Origin of the sequence: Mangrovimonas aestuarii (assembly GCF_028767185.1) — a bacterium.
GTDB lineage: Bacteria > Bacteroidota > Bacteroidia > Flavobacteriales > Flavobacteriaceae > Mangrovimonas_B > Mangrovimonas_B aestuarii.
Map to the genome: position 1 here is coordinate 79963 of NZ_JARACK010000003.1, position 20521 is coordinate 100483.

Here is a 20521-nt window from a genome sequence, read left to right on the forward strand (position 1 = left end):
GTTAATTTGTTAAACTTCATAATCTTATAAATTTAGTTTTTTTACAAAATCAATTAGTCCGTTTTACTAATGCGAAGAAGTCATGATCCAACGGCAAATAACCTTGGTCGTAGACGAAATAGTAAACATTGCCTGCTTTGGTAGTGTAAATGTTAGTGAAAAATTTAAAATCGAAACCTCTCTCTTCTAACTTGGTTTTAGTTGTTTTTGTCTTTTCTTTTGGATTAAGACTCTCTAAAATTCTCCAATTTTTTCGCAACCTATTATTTATATTTCTAATGAAATTCTTATCGTCTTTATTAACGCGATTATTATGGGTATTTCTACAGTAATCATTACAAAATTTTTTATCGATTCGACCAATAACCTCAGAACCACACTCTAAACAATGCCTTTTCATGATACAAAACTTAAAAATCGGTCACACTGCTCCAGTTTTCACCTGATTTAATTCTGTAAAGCTGCATTTCTGAAATACCAAACTGCTTAGCGATTAACCTCAATCTGGTCTTTCTATTGGGATCGAATATTTTTCTCTTAATTAATTTCACTTTTCCTTCGGAAAGCTTGGTATATGGTCTTTTTACCTTTCGCTTAGCTTTTGCTTCAACTACTAAGGGATTGGAACTATTGTGAGCCGTTAATTCCTTTTGGTTGGCCCAAGCCAAGTTATCCACTCCATTATTAGACTTATCAAAATCTTTATGAATAACAAATTTTTTACCCTCTTCATTTTCAAGAAAAAGTGAAGCGACAGCCCTGTGTACATATACCAAATGGTTCTTCTTATTTTTCTTGATAGCCGTAAAGGCCTTATACCCCCCAATGTTTGAAAGGCTAATTAGCTCACCTTCTTCTTTATACTTATAGCTAATTACTCTACCATGAGAAGAAATATCATAAACTTCATTATCCCTCCATTGAGGTAAAATGTAACGTTTCCATTTTTCGTTTTTTAGGTTAATAATCATAACATTTACAATCTGAATTAAAAAATAAAACACAAAAATCAATCACTCTTAACAAACCGGGTTGTTAAGTTAATTTCTTCAAACAAGGAATATTCTGAGTAGAATTTCCCCATCAGCAACTAATAAAAGGCTATTAGAAAGCTCTTTTATAAAACATTCTCACGGCAATTTTCAGAACATTTTTGACTCAAACAACTCTCTTGAAGGATAAAGCCATTTGAAAAAGAATCGATTCAGGGTCTTAATCTACATTCAATTGACCATAACTGGACGAATCCACGGAAATGATTTGCTTAATGCAGTCTAGGTCAGTATTTGTGCTATAGGTTTTAACAATAGGGACATCAAACTTAACTCATTTTAAACCAAGGCAATATTTTAATCGATAAAACGACAAATATTTTGTTAAAACACCAGTAACACCAGACATACAACTAACTGTTTATCAAGCAAAAAACAACTAACAAACCTACTACCACAACCCGAATAATCAGGAGAAAAGCTTCTTTCGTTGCTTTGTCGTAATATGCTAGGCGTTGTCGACAAAAGGAAACTCCTTACAAAGCTCCTAGACTCTGTTAGCTCCTTTCATTTACAACCGATTACAAACGGTTACAATCGATTACAAACACATAAAATCGCATGTAAACAGTTAATAACCGACTATACATCATTCGATTACAAAACTTTGCCCTGTTGAGTTTTAAGCTCAATAGTTTTAACTGTTAAACCGATCTGTTAATCAGATCATAAAATTAAAAATCATGAATACACTTAAAAACAAAGTACAGTTGATTGGACATTTAGGAAAAGACCCTGAAATTGTGAATTTAGAAAGTGGTAAGTTATTGGCAAAGTTTTCTTTAGCTACAAATGAAAGCTACAAGGATGCCAATGGAGAAAAAATAACCGACACCCAATGGCACAATATTGTTGCTTGGGGAAAAACCGCATCTATTGTTGAAAAATATCTGAGTAAAGGAAAGGAAGTTGCTGTTGAAGGAAAGTTGACCAGCAGAACTTACGAAACAAAAAATGGTGAAAAACGTTATTATACGGAAGTAGTTTGCAACGAATTACTTATGATTACCAAATAATTAAAAACAGCCTAAATCCAAAAGCAATTGGGTTTAGGCTACCTTTTTTAACAAATCGAAGCAAGGACATTTTTTACAACGCTTGGCTTCAGACTTTTTATATTTTTTACAACACTTGGTTTTGCATTTAATTGGCCCACCAGTGTCTTGTATTTGCTTGATAGCTTTTTCCTTTAGCTTTTTCTCTTTCTTCTCTTTATCCTTCTTCTTGCCCAAAGTAATTCGGTTAAAAATTCGGGCAAAAATAATTATTTGTATTTATTCTAAATAAAAAATAGCAAATTTTAACACATTACATTCCATTACCTGCCGAGCTATTTACTGTAAGCTGTTGTATGTCACGATCGAAAAGATACAACCCTCCTTTGTCATCACCTATCATGTTAATTTTATCAAGGATGGTTCTCGCCATTGCTTCTTCTTCAATCTGCTCTGCAACATACCACTGTAAAAAGTTGTGCGTTGAATAATCCTTTTCCTCCAAAGCTTCATGAACAAGATTGTTAATACTTCCCGAAACAAACTGTTCATGTTCAAAGAGCATTTCAAACATTTCCTTAAAAGACTTAAATGTTACGTTTGGAGCATTCAACTCTGAAACATGGGCATGTCCTCCTCTCTCGTTCACATATTTCACCAACTTAAGCATGTGTTCACGCTCTTCATCCGATTGACGATACATGAAATTAGCTACTCCTTCTAGACCCTTAATCTCTGCCCAGCAAGCCATGGCCAAATAAATCTGTGATGACTCAGCCTCTATACGAATTTGCTTATTGAGCGCTTTCTCTATATTTTTTGACAACATAATTCCAAAATTTTAATCTTGTAATAAATTTTCCATATAAAATTACAGTTTTTTAAGCTATCACTTCAGCTCTTTAAGTAATTTAAAACCCTTTTAAACAAGCTTGTTTGTTTACTAGAAAGACAACAAATAATTAAATGGTTTTACTATTTTGCACCCCAATTAAATAACCAATACCACCAACAAACTATGAGAAAACACTTTTGTTCTTTACTATTATTCCTATCACTCATTTTTAGCTCATTTGCACAAATAACTTACGATAAGGGATACTTTATTGATAATACAGGACAAAGAACTGAATGTTATATAAAAAACACCGACTGGAAGAGTAATCCAATTGATTTTGAATACCAAATACAAACGGGGGGCACCAGAGAAACACAGGATATCAAAACCATAAAAGAGTTTGGCGTTTATAATCACTCTTCATTTATTAAAGCCACAGTCCTAATAGACCGCTCTAGTTCTAACGTTAACAATATTAGCTCTAAAAAAGCACCTGAGTTCAAAGAGGAAACACTTTTCCTAAAAGTTCTTGTAACAGGAGATGCATCACTATATTCTTATACTGACAAAAATCTTTACCGCTATTTTTTTAAAACCAAAGATTCAGACATCAAGCAATTAGTCTATAAAAAATATAATCCAACCTATAGTGAAGGTCGTCAAATCAATACAAGTAGAAAAATAGCAGAAAACAACCATTTTAGACAACAACTTTGGAACCGCTTAAAGTGTGATGACATTACACTTTATAAAATTGAAAATACTGACTACAACAAAAAAGATTTAGTAAAGTTTTTTAACCAATATAACACCTGTGTTAACCCCAATTACATTACTGAAAAGAAAAAAGAAAAGAGGGATTACCTTAATATTTCTATAAAAGGAGGGGTATATCAGGCAGGGTTCTCAATGGATTTCGGCATAAACCCTTATGAAAAGAATACAGAATTTGAAAGCCAAACTAATTTTAAAATTGGTTTGGGAATAGAATATATCCTCCCTCTGAACCGAAATAAATGGGCACTAGCATTCGACCCTGCCTTCCAATATTATGAAAGTGAGCAAGAACTTGTATTCCAAGAGACTTCTATTGGACCAAAAACAACAAATGTATATATCGATTATAGATCGATAGAACTCCCTGTAGGTATTCGATATTACAGTTTTTTAAACTCAGATTCCAAATTGTTTTTTAATGTGTTTTATGTTTATGATGCTCCACTTAATAGCTCGGTTCGGACCGATAGAGAAGATATTCAAAATTCAAAAATCCGAATGAGCGATAACTTTTTGTTTGGATTAGGGTATCAATTTAAGAATAAATACAGTGCTGAAATTAATTTTACAACACCCAGAGACCTTTCTCACGATGTTGAAAATTTTAATTACCAAAGTGCATCTATAGTCTTTGGCTATACAATATTTTAACCATAAATTTCTCTTAATCATTTAAAAGAAAACAACTATGCAATATAAAGCCAATTCTCCAGAAAACTATATAGATCAATTGCCGGGAGAGCGCAAAGACGCAATGCAAAAGTTAAGACAGGTTATTAACGACAATTTACCTGACGGGTATAAGGAAGGCATTAGTTATGGTATGATTGGCTATATTGTTCCTCATAATATCTACCCCAATGGTTATCATTGTGACCCAAAGCTCCCTTTACCATTTATGAGCATCGCCTCACAAAAGAATTTTATTGCAGTTTATCATATGGGAATTTATGCCAGCCTCAAATTAATGGAATGGTTTACCAATGAATACCCTAAACACTGTTCAAGAAAGCTGGATATGGGCAAAAGTTGTATCCGATTTAAGAAAATTGAAGAGATTCCCTATGAATTAATAGGTGAATTAGCCTCAAAAATGACAGTAGAAGAGTGGATAAACATCTATGAAACCAACTTAAAAAAATCTAAAGCATAATCACTAGCAAAAAACTTCTCATGAAAAAACGTGTTACAGGATTAGGTGGGTTCTTTTTTAAAACAGAGAACCCCGACAGAATAAAAGCTTGGTATGGAAAACATTTAGGCCTACCAGTAGACGATTACGGTTGCTCCTTTTGGTGGAGGGATAAGGATGGCAATGATTGCTCTACACAATGGTCGCCTTTTAAAGAAGACACTCAATATTTTAAACCCAGCGAAAAACAGTTTATGATGAACTTTAGGGTTGAGAACCTTGTAGAACTTTTAGAAACCCTAAAAAAAGAAGGGGTAACTATCGTTGGTGAAATAGAAGAGTACGATTATGGAAAATTTGGTTGGATTCTCGATCCTGAAGGCAACAAAATAGAGCTTTGGGAGCCCAAGGACAGCGCCTTCCAATAATCAATTGTTAATTAAATCAAGCCTTATACCCAATAAAAAAAAGCCCTTACTTTAAGGGCTTTTTATGTTAAAATATATTTGACTCGTTAGTGTTCACTAGACTACTCCTCTTCCCCGTTATCGGAAAACTTACGTTCAAGTTCTGCTTGGAATTCTTCCATTACTGGACGCACGGTGCTTTCTGGTAAATCGGCAATTTTAATGTACATCAAACCATCAACTGCATTATTAAAAAGTGGATCTACATTAAATGCTACGAGCTTGGCATTTTGCTTAATGTATTTTTTCAATAGTACAGGCAATCGTAAGTTCCCTGGTTCTACTTCATCAATAATTTTATCAAACTTGATCAAATCTGCTTCTGTTTCATCAAATACAAAATCCTTATCGGCATCCTTAAGCTTCACCTTAAACTCCTTTTTAGGTCGCACATATTGCGCTACATAAGGATCGTAATAATGTGATTTCATAAACTCTATCATCAACGACTTTGAGAAATTTGAAAATTGGTTGCTTATGCTCACCCCGCCAATAAGGTATTTATGTTCTGGATAACGCAATGTAGTATGAACAATCCCCTTCCAAAGCAAAAATAACGGCATAGGTTTTTGCTGATAGTCCTTAACAATAAATGCACGTCCCATTTCTATAGACTGGCTCATCATTGAATATAATTCAGGCTCAAATCTAAATAGGTCCTGAAGATAGAACCCATCGATACCAAACTGTTTATAAATCTGCGCCCCAAGGCCCATACGGTAGGCACCAGCTATGCATTTTTGTTCATTATCCCAAAGAAACATATGATGATAGTAGGTATCAAATTTATCCAGATCTATCGCTTCATTGGTACCTTCTCCCACTGCTCTGAAGGTAATCTCCCGCAAACGACCTATCTCCCTCAAGATGTTAGGTATTGAATCAGGTTTTGCTAAAAACACCTCATAATTTTTACTTATTAACAGACGGGCGTCATTAGCTCTTAAAGACTCAACCTCGGTATTCATTACCTCTGGCTCTATTGGAGTAACTATACGCTTTGGCGGTTTAGACACCTTTAAAGTAGACGATAAATTACTCAACAATTTACCAGAACTATCAAAGGAATTAGAAAGCATATAGGTTTTGCGTCTTAAGTATTCCGAAAAATCATCTAAGTTTTGATGGTCACGTTGGTCGGCAACAGGTATTGGCCTACCAATTCTTACCTTGATTACTCGTCGTTTTTGAGTTAATAATTCTGACGGCAATTTAGCTGTGCGGAATGTGTCACTTATTTTTGATAACTGATAGAACATTCTACTATTCTTGGCATGGAAATAAATAGGTACAACAGGCACTTCTGCCTTTTGTATTAGTTTTATTGCCGCCGGCTCCCAAGGTTTATCAACCATGAGTTTTCCGTCACGGTAGGTGGATACTTCACCAGCTGGAAATATCCCAAGAGGGTGTCCCTCACGTAAATGTTGTATGGCACTTTTAAAACCACCTACACTCGATTTTATGTCTTTGCGATCTTCAAACGGATTCACAGGCATGATGTAGGGTTTTAAAGGCTCAATTCTATGCAAAAGAAAGTTCGCTATAATCTTAAAATCCTCTCGCTGTTCAAGCATAAGCTTCAACAAAAGAATACCATCAATTCCGCCAAGTGGATGATTGGAAACGGTAATATAAGGGCCTTCCTTTGGCAAACGCTTTAGGTCCTCTTCAGGAATCTCAAACTTAATTTGAAATTCATCCAGAATACCATCTAAAAACTCAAGCTGACTTAAATGCTTATTACGATTATAAATTTTATTTAGTGTTGATATTTTAAGGGCTTTCATAAGTAGCCATCCGGAAAATGTACCTAAAACCCCATACTTGTCAGCATGGATTGCTTTGGCTACTTCCTTGGCGGTAACTAATCCCATAGTTTTTTAAGTTTAAATTGGAGCAATAACAAATGTAACAAAATGTTTATTCTGTTACTATTTGTACAGTTTCCTGAGTTAATTGTTTTAATAATACCACTTTGTCTTTTTCCAATTGCTCTATTGCTTCTTGATTATAATGCCTGATTGTATATAAAGACACCTCCTTACGGCAATCTACCATAAACTTAGCCTTTAAATGATGTAATAATTTTTCTAGATTTTTATAGTTGTCGTCTACACATACAGAAAAACTAATGGCAGAATTCTGTATAACATCTACTTTCATCTTATACAAATGCAGCAGATTAAATATATCACTAATATTTTCCTCTACGATATATGAAAAGTCCAATGACGACAGTGAAATAAGAATTTGTCCTTTTTTCACAATGAAACAAGGCACTTGAGGATCTAATTCAGGATCCTTACTCACCATAGTTCCATGCTCTTTTGGATTGACAAACGATTTAACATGTAAAGGAATTTCTTTTCGCTGCATAGGCTGCAAGGTTTTAGGGTGAATTACTGAAGCTCCATAAAATGCCAACTCTATAGCTTCGGTATAAGATATTTTGTTGAGCAATTGGGTTTTATTAAAATATCTCGGATCGGCATTAAGCACTCCTGGTACATCTTTCCAAATAGTAACACTTTGAGCATTAAGACAGTAAGCAAATATAGCTGCAGTATAATCACTCCCTTCACGACCTAGAGTTGTTGTAAAGTTATTTTCGTCACTACCCAAAAAACCTTGAGTAACATTCAAAGTATTTTGGTCGAGATTAGCTAAAACATTAACTTGGGTTTCCTCCCATTTTACGTTTGCGCGACGATAATAATTATCTGTTTTTATACAATCACGTACATCAATCCATTTACTCACTATTCCAATTTCATTTAAATAGGCACTAACAATCGTCGTTGAAATCAGTTCACCATAACAAATTGTTTGATCGTAAACGAAATTGTAATCTGGAGATTTGTTCCTATCAAAAAATCCAGTCAATTCATCAAATAACAATGAAACCTGAGTATAAATGGAATGCTTTTTATCTTTAAAAAGATCCAAAAGAATTGCATTATGGAATTTTTTCACCTCCTGCAGTGCACTTTCTAGCTGTTCTGGTCTTTGAAAATAAGTGTCGATTACCCATTCCAAATCATTAGTGGTTTTACCCATAGCCGACACTACTACCAATGTGTTTTTATATCCCACTTCCTTCAGAACAGAAGCAAGATTTCGCACCCCTTCTGCATCTTTTACGGAGGCTCCTCCAAATTTAAATACAAACATCTTATAAATTGGAAATATAATTACGGATGCCCTGTTCATCCAGCTGCACAACATCCCATTCACGCTTCACTTTAGCTCCGCGCTGTTTGTAAAATGCTATTGCCGATTCGTTCCAGTCCAGTACCTCCCAACAAATACGTTTAACACCAAGCTTGTGCCCGTGTTTTACAACCTCATCCAAAAGTAATCCTCCAATACCCTCACCTCGCAAATCTTTTTTTACAATTAAGTCTTCTAAATGAAGTGCCGGTCCTTTCCAAGTAGAATATCGCATATATACTAACGCCATAGCAATTATCTGGTCTTGATTTTCCGCTACAAAGCATGTAAACGCAGGGGTTTCCCCAAACCCATCACGTTCTAAGTCTGTTACGGTGAGTTCAACCGCATCGGGCTCTTTTTCAAAATGTGCCAACTCCTTAATAAGCTGTAACACATCGGCCATATCTGTTTTTTGGGCCAATCGTACTGAACAAGTCATCTCTAATAAATTCTTCCAAATATAGTTTAATCTTTAATATAAAAGCCGATCAAACTATTTCTAAAACGTTATAGTTTTACATAAAAATACGATATTTGCAGCAAATTAAACAAAGCACTTCATGTCTCGTAAAAATCAAACCCTTGGAGAATTCATCATTGAAAACCAAGCTGCATTCAAATATACTTCAGGAGAACTTTCACGACTTATAAACGGAATTCGTTTAGCTGCAAAAGTGGTTAATCACGAAGTTAACAAAGCTGGTTTGGTTGATATTATTGGTGCCGCTGGAGAAACAAACGTTCAGGGTGAAGATCAACAAAAGCTTGATGTTTATGCCAACGATAAATTTATCCAAACATTAACCAATAGAAACATTGTTTGCGGTATTGCCAGCGAAGAGGAAGACAATTACATTACCATTAACAGCCAGGACGAAAACAATCAAAATAAATATGTTGTTTTAATTGACCCCTTAGATGGTTCTTCAAATATTGACGTAAACGTATCGGTTGGAACTATTTTCTCAATCTACCGCAGGGTTACCCCTGTAGGAACTCCGGTAACCATGGAAGACTTTTTGCAAAAGGGAAGTAACCAGGTTGCAGCTGGCTATGTAATCTACGGAACCTCAACCATGCTGGTTTATACAACAGGCGCAGGTGTTAACGGATTCACATTAAATCCAGCCATAGGAACATTTTACCTATCGCACCCAAATATGCAATTCCCTGAAGACGGAAAGATTTACTCAATCAACGAAGGGAATTATATCCATTTTCCTCAAGGCGTAAAAGATTATATTAAATATTGCCAAAAAGAAGAAGGCGACCGTCCTTACACTTCTAGATACATAGGATCTTTGGTTTCAGATTTCCACAGAAATATGATTAAGGGAGGAATTTATATTTATCCAAAAAGCTCTAAAAATTCCAATGGGAAGTTACGCTTATTATACGAATGTAACCCAATGGCGTTTTTGGCAGAACAAGCCAATGGAAAAGCAAGTGATGGTTTCCAGCGTATTTTGGATATCGAGCCAACAGAACTTCACCAACGCGTACCTCTTTTCTGCGGAAGCAAGAATATGGTCAAAAAAGCTGAAGAGTTCATGCAAAACGGACAAAAATAAAAATAAGAAACTACACAAAAAAAAAAAGAGGCTGCCTAGTATGATAGAACAGCCTCTTTTCCATTTTATTAGCATAAAGATTTTCACCCTAGATCACTTAACTTTTCGTAAACCAAAGAACTTTCCCACCCCCTATATAACATATAGTCGGCTACTTTTTTCTTCTTTTTATAGACATCTGACTCCATAACGGATTCCCATCGCTTTTCAATCAAAGTATTAAAAACCTCTAAATATTCACCATCTTCTATTTCTCTGATTGCCAGATTTATATTAAATTTGGATATCTCCCTTTTTTTAAGTTCTTGAATTAATCGTCTTTTGCCCCACTTTTTAATTCTAAACTTTCCTCGCACAAATGTTTTGGAAAACCGCTCCTCATTAAGGAAGTTGTTTTGCAGTAGATGACCAACAATCATATCCATTGCTTCTGGTATCATTCGCATTTCAACAAGTTTCTGTCGAACTTCCTGATGACAACGTTCCTGATAGGCACAAAAATGCTCCATTTTAGATATTGCCTCATCAACCGTAAATGTTTTGTATTTGTTGAACATATTAATTAAATAAACTAACAGTCTCCCTGCATCAGTAATAGCATTCTCCCCCTAAGAATAAGCTAAAACAAATGTACTGATGAAAACACAACATACTCTAAGCATTCTTCTTTTTCTTTGGATAAGCAGTTTTTGCAATGCACAAGAAATAGCTTCTTTTAACTCTGATTCTGATTCTACATGCAGCGGAACAGTATATACCAACCCCAATATTACCGCTTCAGGAATTTGTAGAGGACCTGGTATTCTTGAAGCCAATGGAATCACTTATAATTCCAAAAACTGGACAACCTCATCTACAATTGACCCTACAGATTACCTGGAATGGACATTAACCCCTGATCCTGGCTATCAAATTAGCTTACACAGTATGGATATTCGCTACGATAGAAGTGGAACAGGACCAACCCAATTGGAAATCCAAATAAACACTGGTAGTGGATTTTCTTCAATTTTTACCGACAACACTATTAATGAGAGCGGAGAAAATAACGATGGTATCAATCTATATTCATTTCAGAACATTACAAGCACCATTACTTTTAGACTACATGCCTATAATGCCTCAGGAAACACTGGCACGTTTGATATTGAGGAACGCCACCCTTCAAACAAAGGCATTATAGTTTACGGGTCTGTAAATACGACAACATCCCATCCTGAATTACAGTTAATAGATGACAATTCCAATTATCAGTATTGTGGCTATAACATTGATTTTGGATACCAACAAGCAAATTTGGCGACCACTTCGAATTTTAATATTTTTAATGAAGGAACAGCCAATCTTAACATTTCTACATTTACCCTATCAGGCACTAATTCAGATGAGTTTAGTATAATTTCCCCGACTGCTCCATTTTCCATTCCACCCGGAAACACAGAAGAAGTCACCATTCAATTCACGCCCTCCTCAGCAGAAATGAAATCAGCACTATTAACCATAAACAACAACGATAATACTGAAGGGAGTTGCACTATTAACTTAGAAGGAGAGGGCTATACTCCGGCTCCAGAAATTGATGTTGAACGCAATACCTTTGCATCAATTCCATCGGGAGCAATGGCCACAACAGGCTATAATACTATATTCGCCTCAACAAACATTGGTAATATCACTGCACCTAAGACTTATTACATTAGAAATGAAGGCACAGCAAATCTAGATGTAACAAGTATCTCCTCTTCAAACCCTTCGGAATTTACCATTACAACAAATCCAAGCCCATCAACGCTTCTGTCAAGCGAATACATTTCCTTTGATGTTCAATTTAACCCATCAAATACAGGTACTCGAACAACCACAATAAATATTTCAAGCAGCGATAATGATGAATCTAACTATACTTTTCAAATTCAAGGTAACGGCCAATGTTATGCAAATGCACTAACGATTTACCCTCAAAGCGGACCTATTGGCACTGTAGTAACAGCTTTAGGGAACAATTTTAGCGAAACCTCCTCGGCAACCATCAATGGCAACAGTGCATCTGTTAATTATATTGATTCAAACACTTTGGAAGTCACCATTCCTGAAAATGCAACTACGGGAAACCTAATAATAAGCGACCTCTACAATTGCCTTAACGATGCCTTTTTTACTGTAATAAACAGTTACATATCTGGATGCGAAGGTGACAATGGCAGCTCTCCATCAAATCTTTTTATAAGTGAAGTTAACGATAAAAACACTGGATCTCATAATTTCATAGAGCTGTACAATGGCACTGGCAGCGCTGTTAATCTAGATAATTACACTTTAGGAGTTTACCACAATGGCTCTAATTCTGCTACAGAAACAATTATACTTTCAGGAAACTTAGCTAACAACGACACGTATTTAATTGCGATTGGATTTCCTGAAGCAGACAGTGCTGTTGGCGGTCACTTACCGGACATTTACTTAAATCAACTTGGAATTGGACTTAATGAGGATGATAATGTTAGATTATTTCATAACAATAATTGTATAGACATCTGGGGTGATACTAGCGGAAATCCTTTTACGCCATCGTCAAATAACTACACTTATAGGCGAAAAAATCAGGAAATATCAGCTCCAAGCATTATTTGGAACCCAAATGACTGGCACATATTTTCTCCAGCGGATTATAGCGATATCAACAGTTATGATTTTTCTACTGGAATTCCTCCTGAAATAATCCTGCAACCAAGTTTATCTCCTAGCAATTGCTCATTAACATACAGTCTTACTACCTTGGCTACTGAAGGCTATATTGGAGGAAACTCATTAACCTATCAATGGTATTATTCTGCACCAAATGAAACGGGGTGGTCTGCCATTACGGATAATGAGATTTATTCAGGTTTTGCCTCAAATGAGTTGACTATATTAGACACGTCCAATCTGGATGGCTACAATTTTTATTGTGAAATTCGAGAAGACGACCAATTATGCTCCAGCTCTAGTGAAGCAATACATTTACAAGTTGAAACCACATTTTGGAATGGCAACTCTTGGACCAACGGAATACCAAACAACAATACAATAGCTGTATTAAATGGAGACTATAACACAGAAACCGATGCTTCATTTTCAGCATGTAATTTATTGATAAATGAAGGGCATACACTAAACATTGCCAACAACACCTATTTGGAAATAGATAAAGACATTTGGGTTTATGGTAACCTAATTGTAGAAACACAGGGTGCATTGGTTCAAAATAACGACTCCTCTGATTTTTTGATTTTAGACAACGGTGTTGCTTCCGTCACAAAAGAAACACCTATAAAACAAGCTTGGTATTATTATACCTATTGGAGTTCTCCTGTGTCTGACCTCACAATTGAAGAAGCTTTCCCCAACACCCCTCCTAATCGCCGCTTTTATTTTGATGCCAGCAGCTTTGAGGACAGTAATGGCGATGATATTGATGATGATGACAACGATTGGCAAATAGCTTCTGGAAGCTCAATTTTGCAAGCCGGAACCGGTTATGCCGCTACAGCATCACCTCAATACAGCTATCCCACTTCTGAAACCATAACATTTACAGGCTCCTTTAATAATGGCTTAATAACAACTCCAATTATCGCTAATCCAAACCCCGGTAACAATTGGAACTTTATAGGAAACCCCTACCCTTCAGCTATTGATTTTGATTCACTACACTCTATCAACACCTTAATTATTGATGGGGCTGCCTACCTTTGGTCTCAGTCATTACCGCCAAACGCTAATAATCCTGGGAATGAAACTTTAAACTTCAATCAAAGTGATTATGCTATTATAACTTCTGGTAGTGGAAATGTTGCAGGATCTAGCGGCATAATTCCAAACAACTTTATTCCATCTGGACAAGGTTTTTTTGTCAATGGACTAAGCAATGGCAATTTAGAGTTCAATAATAGTATGAGAATGGCAGACAACACAAGTAACCAACAGTTTTTTAAAGTAACTATAGATGATGAGGAACCTCACAATAAACTTTGGCTTAACCTAACTACCGAAGGCGGACTCTTTAGTCAAATCCTTATTGCTTATGTATCTGGTGCAACCGATGGCCTTGACGCTATGGCTTTTGATGCGCCTAGAAGCACATCTAGCGGAAACACGATTTGTTTTTATAGCCAAATCCCGGACAACCCAATAAAACTGGCCATTCAAGGAAAATCCAGCTCCAGTCTAACGCTTCAGGAAACCATTCCCCTAGGATTCATTTCAAACGCTGAATCACCCATCAGCTACAATTTAAATATCGCCCAGTACTCAGGATCATTTATGGAAAACACTCCAGTTTACATAAAAGACAATTTACTAGGGGTATTATGGAATCTGAAGGAAAGTGAATACAATTTCACTTCAGGAACAGGGACATTTAACAACAGGTTCGAAATAGTATTTTCTGAGGAAACTCTTAACTCGAATTCCAATAATAATTTAAATAATGATGTGTTGGTCATTTCAAATGGGGACAATCAAATAGCATTTAAAAGCCTAAACAGTATACCTATTATTCATATCAAAATATATGACAACCTGGGCAGGCTACTTTTTAATAAAAAGACAAATCAAAATTATTACCAACTTACCCATCCCTTTGCATACCCACACATCTACTTTGCCGATATTAGATTGGAAAACGGAGCTAAAATTACCAAGAAGTTTATAATACGCGCTCCATGAAGACATGAAAATTACAACTAAAGACTTAATGAAAAACCTGGTTGAAAACTTCAAGCGATTTAGGTTTTTTAAAATGCCCCAAATGCAATTCATAATATAGCAACATCATTTCAAGAAAACTTTGACGCTGCTTGGCATTCAGCTTAATATTAGAAAGGTTATCAAAAGCTGTACTCAACAGTTTTTTTAACAATTGAAGGTTCTCTCCTGAAACAACATAAGCTTCATTAGATTCTCTTTCAAATTGACCTGACACCAAACAAAATATTTGTGATTCCGTTTGATTTAAATCAGGATAAAACCCCAAGTGTTTAGTTAGTCCCAAAAGAAACAATAAATGAAAATTTGAAAACGATTCATGTGTATCCAGCCATTGCAACGATGCTTCTAAATACTGAAATAGTGTATTATTGGGTTCTTCTTCATTTAATGCTTCAGTTAGCACTTCTGACAAAAACATAGCAATCGCACTTTTTTGAACCTGAGTATGAAGACTACTATACATATAGGCCGTCTTAACCTCTTTAACAAACTGCAATGACCTACTCTCTTTATAATCGGTTACCAATTGCAATTGAGATAATGGCTGGAAATAAGCTACTTTTACATGCCCCTTCCTCCCTTTTAAAACTCCTCTTAACAAATAGCTTACTACACCACTGGTTTCAGAATAACATTTTACTATAAGATCATTGTCCCTATATCTAAACTTTGATAAAACTATAACCTTAGTTGCAACTAACATTACCTTATCACCATTAGTTTAAGGACTTTACTTTCGAAAGTATCCAAATCGGAAATCATTATCAAATAAACGCCTGATCTCACTTCATTATTAGCTAGATTTCTTCCATTCCAATATGCCGTACCTCCGTCAATTTCCAAATTGTATCCCTTATACCTCAAGTTGGTTCCCGATTGGGCTTCTGCCACAATGTTCCCTTCTATATCTGTAATTTTTATATTTACATTCTCTGAAAGATCTTTAATCTTTACCTTATCTAAATTCAGATTAAAAGTTGGTCTTACAGGATTAGGATATACGAAAGCATCCTCCAACCCGCTCTTTGGTTCTGAACTACCTGAAAAAAATGCCACCAAGCCTTTGTCTGTAGCAAAATACACTTTACCAGTTGATGCGTCTATTGAAACATCCCTAACACTATTGTATGGCAAAGGGGAGTTATCTTTTGTGAAATGAAATATGGTTTCTTGCCCATCTGAAGACAAATAGAACACCCCTGAATCATTAGTACTAATCCACTTATTGTTTGCCCCATCAACTTCTATATCTGTTATGTATTGTTGATACAAAAGCTCAGCAGGCTCACCTTCATCCAATATGACGATTTCATTCACTTGAACATTAGGATTACTAAAAAAGTTTGAAGTATTATACAACACTCTCAGACCTTTTGCTGTCCCTATCCAAACTTGGTTGTTTTCATCTAAGGCAACAGCTTTAACAGCCCAAGAAGGCATGTTAGACTCTTCAGACCTTAAGTATTTAAGATTAGTCCCACTGATGTTTTCGTTATAACCAATAATTCCAAAATTATTCCCTCCAATCCACTTTGTACCATTATTATCAACGGCCAAATCATTAAAGCCAAGTTCAGAATCTGAATCAGGAAAAATATCAGAAAAATCAAATGATTGCCATTGACCACTGCTAGGATCATAAGATTTAAGAGGTGCTAGAACCCTTGAGTTCATCATCCATAACTTGCCTGAGGAATCAAATGCAGATGCTCCAACTCTTACATCAACATAATCCGGATTCCCTGGGACTGATAATGACTCAAGACTACTATTGGTTTGATTATATAAAATTTCAGCAGAGTTTGAATCAAGCTCCAACAATCCACTAAAGAATGAACTAATATAAACTTTATTATAATTAAAAGGGTTCACACTTACCCAGTTGAGATCGGTTGCCCCCAAAAGACTATCGTAAGGAATGTTAACCCATTCCTCATTTATCAAGTGGCTAACACCCTGCCTGGTTAATGGGTAAGGGTCAAAATATTCTGTATAATCCCCAAAAGTCACCCATAACTGATTAGGTAAAGCAGTAATTGAAAACGCACTATTTAACAAGGGACCTTCAGGGTGGATTTCCTCTAATGCTTCTGAAGAAAACAAATTTGTTGACAGCACACCAAAATCTTCTGAACCTATGTAAATGTTATCCTCAAAAATCAATGCAGATGTGTATTTAGTATTAAAATCGGATAACATCGGAATTGATGATACTAACGTAAAATCACTTTCGTAAATGAATACTTTTTGCGCAGTCGTCACAATAAGATAGTCCATCACATTTCTCACATCTCTAGGCTCTTGGCTATATTGATTTTTCAACAACAAATTGGCGCCGTTAACTTCAAACAAACTATTATCATTCCTCACAACGTAAAGTTCATTCTGAACTCCTTGAACAGCTAAAAAATTCCCTGATGAAATAGTACTCCAATTCTGATAATTAATTAAGTCAACGCCATTAAACAAAGCACGCTTAAACCCATTATTATCTCGGCAAGCAGCATAAATGAAGTCTCCAAAAATTTCGGTCTGCTCAACAGCTACCTGAGAACCGAAATCACCAATATAATAGGTGTCTCCAAATTCCAATCCCTCTAAATCATAAACAGATATTCCAAAACCAGATGATATGTATACCTTACCATTATGCTCATTAAAATGGTTTATAAATTTCCTATCGGGTTGGATCGTATTTTTTTCCACAATATCAACAATACTCAATATATCATCATTATTATCGAAAGCAATTTCTATAAGTCCATTTTCATACCCTATCATCAAAAGTCCAAATTCTGTGCTATAATGAATGGTTGATATTGTTTCCCCAGAAAGCCCATTAATAGTAGTTAGCTCCTCCATTTGATGCGTTTGACCATCATAACTGAACACTGCATTTTCTGATGCCGCATAAATTTTTGATGAACTTTGGGTAATATCTTTAATGTTGTAGTAGGAAAAAAAGCCCTCCCAAGATTGGGAATAATCCTGCCCCTTACATACAATAGACCATACACATATTAGGGTGATTAATATTCTTTTAATCATATTTTTATTTTAAACGCTCAAATATATCCATATCTAACGGTTTTTAAATTAAAATAATATACATAAAAACAAAAAGCCCTCCTTGTTCAAGGAGGGCTTTTTGTTTTTATTGTGAATAATGATTTACACTACTCCTTGAGCTAACATAGCATCTGCCACTTTTACGAAACCAGCAATGTTTGCACCTTTTACATAGTCTACATAACCACTCTCTTGCTTACCATAAGTAACGCAAGCTTCATGGATATCGTCCATAATTTGGTTCAATTTAGCATCAACCTCATCACGTGTCCAATTCAGACGTAGTGAGTTTTGGCTCATTTCCAATCCAGATGTTGCTACTCCTCCAGCATTTGATGCTTTACCTGGAGCAAACAATATTTCTGCTTTTTGGAATACCTCAATAGCCTCTGGAGTTGTTGGCATATTAGCACCTTCTGCTACAGCAATAACTTTATTAGCTACCAATGCCTTAGCTTCCTCTCCGTTCAATTCGTTTTGGGTAGCACATGGTAAAGCCACATCACAAGCTACACTCCAAGGACGCTCTCCTTGGTGGAAAGTAGCTGATGGGTAAACCTCACAGTATTCATTAATTCTTCCTCTCTTCACGTTCTTAAGTTCCATGATAAACGCCAATTTCTCAGCATCTATACCGTCTGCGTCATGGATAAATCCTGATGAATCAGACATAGTAACTACTTTTCCACCCAATTCCGTGGCTTTTTCGCAAGCGTATTGCGCTACATTACCAGAACCAGAGATAGCAACCATTTTACCTTCGAAAGTGTGCCCGATAGTAGCCAACATATTCTTAGCAAAGTACACACATCCGTAACCAGTAGCTTCAGGACGGATTAAAGAACCACCGTAAGTCATTCCTTTTCCAGTCAATACACCAGTAAACTCATTTCTAAGTCTTTTGTATTGCCCAAACATATATCCTATTTCACGACCACCTACTCCAATGTCTCCTGCAGGAACATCTGTATTTGGCCCTATATGACGGAACAACTCAGTCATAAATGATTGACAAAAACGCATAACCTCATTATCACTCTTTCCTTTTGGATCAAAGTCACTTCCTCCTTTTCCTCCACCCATAGGCAAAGTAGTCAAAGAATTTTTAAACACCTGCTCGAACCCTAAAAACTTTAGGATGCTCAAGTTCACAGAAGGATGAAATCTTAACCCTCCTTTATATGGCCCTATAGCCGAGTTAAACTCAACACGGAAACCACGGTTAACCTGTGTATTACCTTGGTCGTCTACCCATGGTACTCTAAAGATAATTGTGCGCTCTGGCTCAACCATACGTTCAAGTAACATTTTACCTTGATACTGTGGGTTCTCTTCAATAAACGGAATTACAGTTTCTGCCACTTCGTGTACAGCCTGTAAGAACTCAGGTTCGCTACCATTAGTCTTTTTAACAAGATCTAAAAATGCATCAATTTTATTTTTCATTTATGTAAAAAATTGTAGTACTACTATACTTAGGTTGTTAATTCCCCGCAAATATACAGTATCTTAAATGATTAAGTTCATTTTTTTTCAATTTCACAAATAATTATAGTTAGGCTTATTTATTGCTCAGTTTAGGCATTGATAAAATTTGTAGGATAAATTCCTTTTCCTATATTTGTTAAGCTAAGCCGTTTTAACCCAACTGCATATTCTCATGCCTAAACTACCCCTAATTGGAGCACTATTTTGCTTACTCTTTTTCACGGTTTCTGCTTATCCTCAATTGGGTTTTTCCCATGAAATTGGTGCGATAATAGGACCCGTGCAATTCAGAGCCGATTTTGGAAGTCGTAATGACGAGGAAACCAACTTTGGCAACTCAGGTATTGGCATTGGAATTATACACTACATAAACTTTGCTTATCGGGCAGACTGTAACTGTTATTCTACTGAAACTTATTTCAACGATCATTTTAAAATTAGAAACGAAATTTCCTGGAACTATACCGTACTTGACCACCATGGCACTTGGATAAAACCTCACCGCACCAGTGATAATGCGGATAGACTTAGAGGACATCACGGTGTTGCTGAGAATTTTGACATTGGTACGCAGCTGGAATACTTCCCAAGAAGCATTCGCTCATTTCAGGCATTTAGTTATAGATTCGCTCCTTTCTTCAGTTTAGGTGTTCACTATACAGCTTTCAAACCCCAAGCTAGCACAGATTATGTGCGCCGCCCTGAATTTATCGATACAATGGGACCAAACGATGTAGGCAACATTAATGACCCCAGTAATTTTTATTCCTATTGGGAACCGGGCTCAATCAATCCTGAACACGGCACCACATGGTCTATGGTTACCAGTGTTGGAGTAAGGTATAAGCTTACTACCTTATCTGATTTAATGTTAGACTTACGATGGCAATTGTATTTTGATGATTGGGTTGATGGATTAAACCACCAACTTAGCTACAACAAATTTAACGATTGGTTGGTCTGGCTTAATTTTGGGTATATTTATTATCTGGACTAACTTCCTATTTCCCATATTTTACTTCATATATTATGGATACTCTATCCATACAGTATCCATTAAGTATCCGTTAAGTAAACTACCAGAATAATCTTGCTTTTTTAGGGTTACCAAAAACATTAACAGCCCTTACCAGAGCAACCCATTACTTTTACACCTAAAAAACTACA

17 protein-coding genes are annotated in these 20521 nt (G+C 35.9%); 7 read left to right on the top strand and 10 right to left on the bottom strand.

Annotation, left to right across the window (positions count from 1 at the left end; all coding sequences use genetic code 11):
* Positions 1-49 precede the first annotated feature (49 nt).
* Positions 50-400, bottom strand: coding sequence for a hypothetical protein (locus PWU04_RS05075; protein WP_274474762.1), 351 nt, complete (start codon positions 398-400; stop codon positions 50-52).
* Positions 401-410: 10 nt separating this feature from the next.
* The gene (locus tag PWU04_RS05080) at positions 411-971 is read right to left on the bottom strand and encodes an HNH endonuclease (protein ID WP_274474763.1); all 561 of its coding nucleotides are present in this window, start codon (positions 969-971) and stop codon (positions 411-413) included.
* Between the two features lie 764 nt (positions 972-1735).
* Between PWU04_RS05080 and PWU04_RS05085 the strand changes: the two genes are divergently transcribed.
* On the top strand, positions 1736-2068 hold the full coding sequence (locus PWU04_RS05085) for a single-stranded DNA-binding protein (protein ID WP_274474764.1): 333 nt from the start codon (positions 1736-1738) through the stop codon (positions 2066-2068).
* Between the two features lie 292 nt (positions 2069-2360).
* Here PWU04_RS05085 and PWU04_RS05095 read toward each other — a convergent pair whose 3' ends face one another.
* Positions 2361-2876, bottom strand: a complete 516-nt coding sequence (locus tag PWU04_RS05095) for a ferritin (RefSeq protein ID WP_274474766.1) — start codon at positions 2874-2876, stop codon at positions 2361-2363.
* A 189-nt stretch (positions 2877-3065) separates the two neighbouring features.
* On the opposite strand from PWU04_RS05095, the gene PWU04_RS05100 reads away from it, so the two are divergent.
* Genes PWU04_RS05100 through PWU04_RS05110 form a run of 3 tightly spaced genes read left to right on the top strand, consistent with a single transcriptional unit; the run spans position 3066 to position 5222 of the window.
* Positions 3066-4313 (top strand): porin family protein, encoded by a 1248-nt coding sequence (locus PWU04_RS05100; RefSeq protein WP_274474768.1) that lies wholly within the window; start codon positions 3066-3068, stop codon positions 4311-4313.
* A gap of 37 nt (positions 4314-4350) precedes the next feature.
* On the top strand, positions 4351-4815 hold the full coding sequence (locus PWU04_RS05105) for a DUF1801 domain-containing protein (protein WP_274474770.1): 465 nt from the start codon (positions 4351-4353) through the stop codon (positions 4813-4815).
* A gap of 20 nt (positions 4816-4835) precedes the next feature.
* Entirely contained in the window at positions 4836-5222 is a 387-nt protein-coding gene (locus PWU04_RS05110) for a VOC family protein (protein ID WP_274474771.1), read from the top strand.
* 101 nt (positions 5223-5323) lie between these two features.
* Here PWU04_RS05110 and PWU04_RS05115 read toward each other — a convergent pair whose 3' ends face one another.
* From PWU04_RS05115 to PWU04_RS05125, 3 genes are read right to left on the bottom strand one after another with little or no spacing between them, the layout of a single operon-like run.
* The gene (locus PWU04_RS05115) at positions 5324-7138 is read right to left on the bottom strand and encodes a lysophospholipid acyltransferase family protein (RefSeq protein WP_274474772.1); all 1815 of its coding nucleotides are present in this window, start codon (positions 7136-7138) and stop codon (positions 5324-5326) included.
* Positions 7139-7184: 46 nt separating this feature from the next.
* Positions 7185-8435 carry an aspartate kinase gene (locus PWU04_RS05120; protein ID WP_274474773.1) on the bottom strand — a complete coding sequence of 417 codons (1251 nt, stop codon included), beginning with the start codon at positions 8433-8435 and terminating at the stop codon, positions 7185-7187.
* A gap of 1 nt (position 8436) precedes the next feature.
* A complete protein-coding gene (locus PWU04_RS05125; protein WP_274474774.1) occupies positions 8437-8916 on the bottom strand; it encodes a GNAT family N-acetyltransferase in 480 nt (159 codons plus the stop codon).
* Between the two features lie 121 nt (positions 8917-9037).
* Between PWU04_RS05125 and fbp the strand changes: the two genes are divergently transcribed.
* Positions 9038-10048: a class 1 fructose-bisphosphatase gene (fbp, locus tag PWU04_RS05130; protein WP_274474775.1), complete on the top strand. Its 1011-nt coding sequence runs from the start codon at positions 9038-9040 to the stop codon at positions 10046-10048.
* An 83-nt stretch (positions 10049-10131) separates the two neighbouring features.
* Here fbp and PWU04_RS05135 read toward each other — a convergent pair whose 3' ends face one another.
* The gene (locus tag PWU04_RS05135) at positions 10132-10605 is read right to left on the bottom strand and encodes a regulatory protein RecX (protein WP_274474777.1); all 474 of its coding nucleotides are present in this window, start codon (positions 10603-10605) and stop codon (positions 10132-10134) included.
* 79 nt (positions 10606-10684) lie between these two features.
* Between PWU04_RS05135 and PWU04_RS05140 the strand changes: the two genes are divergently transcribed.
* Positions 10685-14755: a choice-of-anchor D domain-containing protein gene (locus tag PWU04_RS05140; protein WP_274474778.1), complete on the top strand. Its 4071-nt coding sequence runs from the start codon at positions 10685-10687 to the stop codon at positions 14753-14755.
* A 25-nt stretch (positions 14756-14780) separates the two neighbouring features.
* Here the strand turns inward: PWU04_RS05140 and recO are convergent, their stop codons facing one another.
* The 3 genes from recO to gdhA all read right to left on the bottom strand — a co-directional run bounded on the left by recO (position 14781) and on the right by gdhA (position 19312).
* Positions 14781-15500: a DNA repair protein RecO gene (recO, locus tag PWU04_RS05145; protein WP_274474779.1), complete on the bottom strand. Its 720-nt coding sequence runs from the start codon at positions 15498-15500 to the stop codon at positions 14781-14783.
* Positions 15500-17845 (bottom strand): type IX secretion system anionic LPS delivery protein PorZ, encoded by a 2346-nt coding sequence (gene porZ / locus PWU04_RS05150; RefSeq protein WP_274474780.1) that lies wholly within the window; start codon positions 17843-17845, stop codon positions 15500-15502. Before porZ ends, recO begins: the two co-directional genes overlap by 1 nt.
* Before the next feature lie 123 nt (positions 17846-17968).
* Positions 17969-19312 (bottom strand): NADP-specific glutamate dehydrogenase, encoded by a 1344-nt coding sequence (gdhA, locus tag PWU04_RS05155; protein WP_274474781.1) that lies wholly within the window; start codon positions 19310-19312, stop codon positions 17969-17971.
* Between the two features lie 214 nt (positions 19313-19526).
* On the opposite strand from gdhA, the gene PWU04_RS05160 reads away from it, so the two are divergent.
* Positions 19527-20351, top strand: coding sequence for a THC0290_0291 family protein (locus PWU04_RS05160; RefSeq protein ID WP_274474782.1), 825 nt, complete (start codon positions 19527-19529; stop codon positions 20349-20351).
* The last annotated feature ends 170 nt before the right edge of the window (positions 20352-20521 follow it).

What these genes read in the sequence shown, in the direction of transcription:
- PWU04_RS05075 (WP_274474762.1), bottom strand. Translation starts at nt 400, where the DNA reads ATGAAAAGGCATTGTTTAGAGTGTGGTTCTGAGGTTATTGGTCGAATC.
- PWU04_RS05080 (WP_274474763.1), bottom strand. Translation starts at nt 971, where the DNA reads ATGATTATTAACCTAAAAAACGAAAAATGGAAACGTTACATTTTACCT.
- PWU04_RS05085 (WP_274474764.1), top strand. Translation starts at nt 1,736, where the DNA reads ATGAATACACTTAAAAACAAAGTACAGTTGATTGGACATTTAGGAAAA.
- PWU04_RS05095 (WP_274474766.1), bottom strand. Translation starts at nt 2,876, where the DNA reads ATGTTGTCAAAAAATATAGAGAAAGCGCTCAATAAGCAAATTCGTATA.
- PWU04_RS05100 (WP_274474768.1), top strand. Translation starts at nt 3,066, where the DNA reads ATGAGAAAACACTTTTGTTCTTTACTATTATTCCTATCACTCATTTTT.
- PWU04_RS05105 (WP_274474770.1), top strand. Translation starts at nt 4,351, where the DNA reads ATGCAATATAAAGCCAATTCTCCAGAAAACTATATAGATCAATTGCCG.
- PWU04_RS05110 (WP_274474771.1), top strand. Translation starts at nt 4,836, where the DNA reads ATGAAAAAACGTGTTACAGGATTAGGTGGGTTCTTTTTTAAAACAGAG.
- PWU04_RS05115 (WP_274474772.1), bottom strand. Translation starts at nt 7,138, where the DNA reads ATGGGATTAGTTACCGCCAAGGAAGTAGCCAAAGCAATCCATGCTGAC.
- PWU04_RS05120 (WP_274474773.1), bottom strand. Translation starts at nt 8,435, where the DNA reads ATGTTTGTATTTAAATTTGGAGGAGCCTCCGTAAAAGATGCAGAAGGG.
- PWU04_RS05125 (WP_274474774.1), bottom strand. Translation starts at nt 8,916, where the DNA reads ATGACTTGTTCAGTACGATTGGCCCAAAAAACAGATATGGCCGATGTG.
- fbp (WP_274474775.1), top strand. Translation starts at nt 9,038, where the DNA reads ATGTCTCGTAAAAATCAAACCCTTGGAGAATTCATCATTGAAAACCAA.
- PWU04_RS05135 (WP_274474777.1), bottom strand. Translation starts at nt 10,605, where the DNA reads ATGTTCAACAAATACAAAACATTTACGGTTGATGAGGCAATATCTAAA.
- PWU04_RS05140 (WP_274474778.1), top strand. Translation starts at nt 10,685, where the DNA reads ATGAAAACACAACATACTCTAAGCATTCTTCTTTTTCTTTGGATAAGC.
- recO (WP_274474779.1), bottom strand. Translation starts at nt 15,500, where the DNA reads ATGTTAGTTGCAACTAAGGTTATAGTTTTATCAAAGTTTAGATATAGG.
- porZ (WP_274474780.1), bottom strand. Translation starts at nt 17,845, where the DNA reads ATGATTAAAAGAATATTAATCACCCTAATATGTGTATGGTCTATTGTA.
- gdhA (WP_274474781.1), bottom strand. Translation starts at nt 19,312, where the DNA reads ATGAAAAATAAAATTGATGCATTTTTAGATCTTGTTAAAAAGACTAAT.
- PWU04_RS05160 (WP_274474782.1), top strand. Translation starts at nt 19,527, where the DNA reads ATGCCTAAACTACCCCTAATTGGAGCACTATTTTGCTTACTCTTTTTC.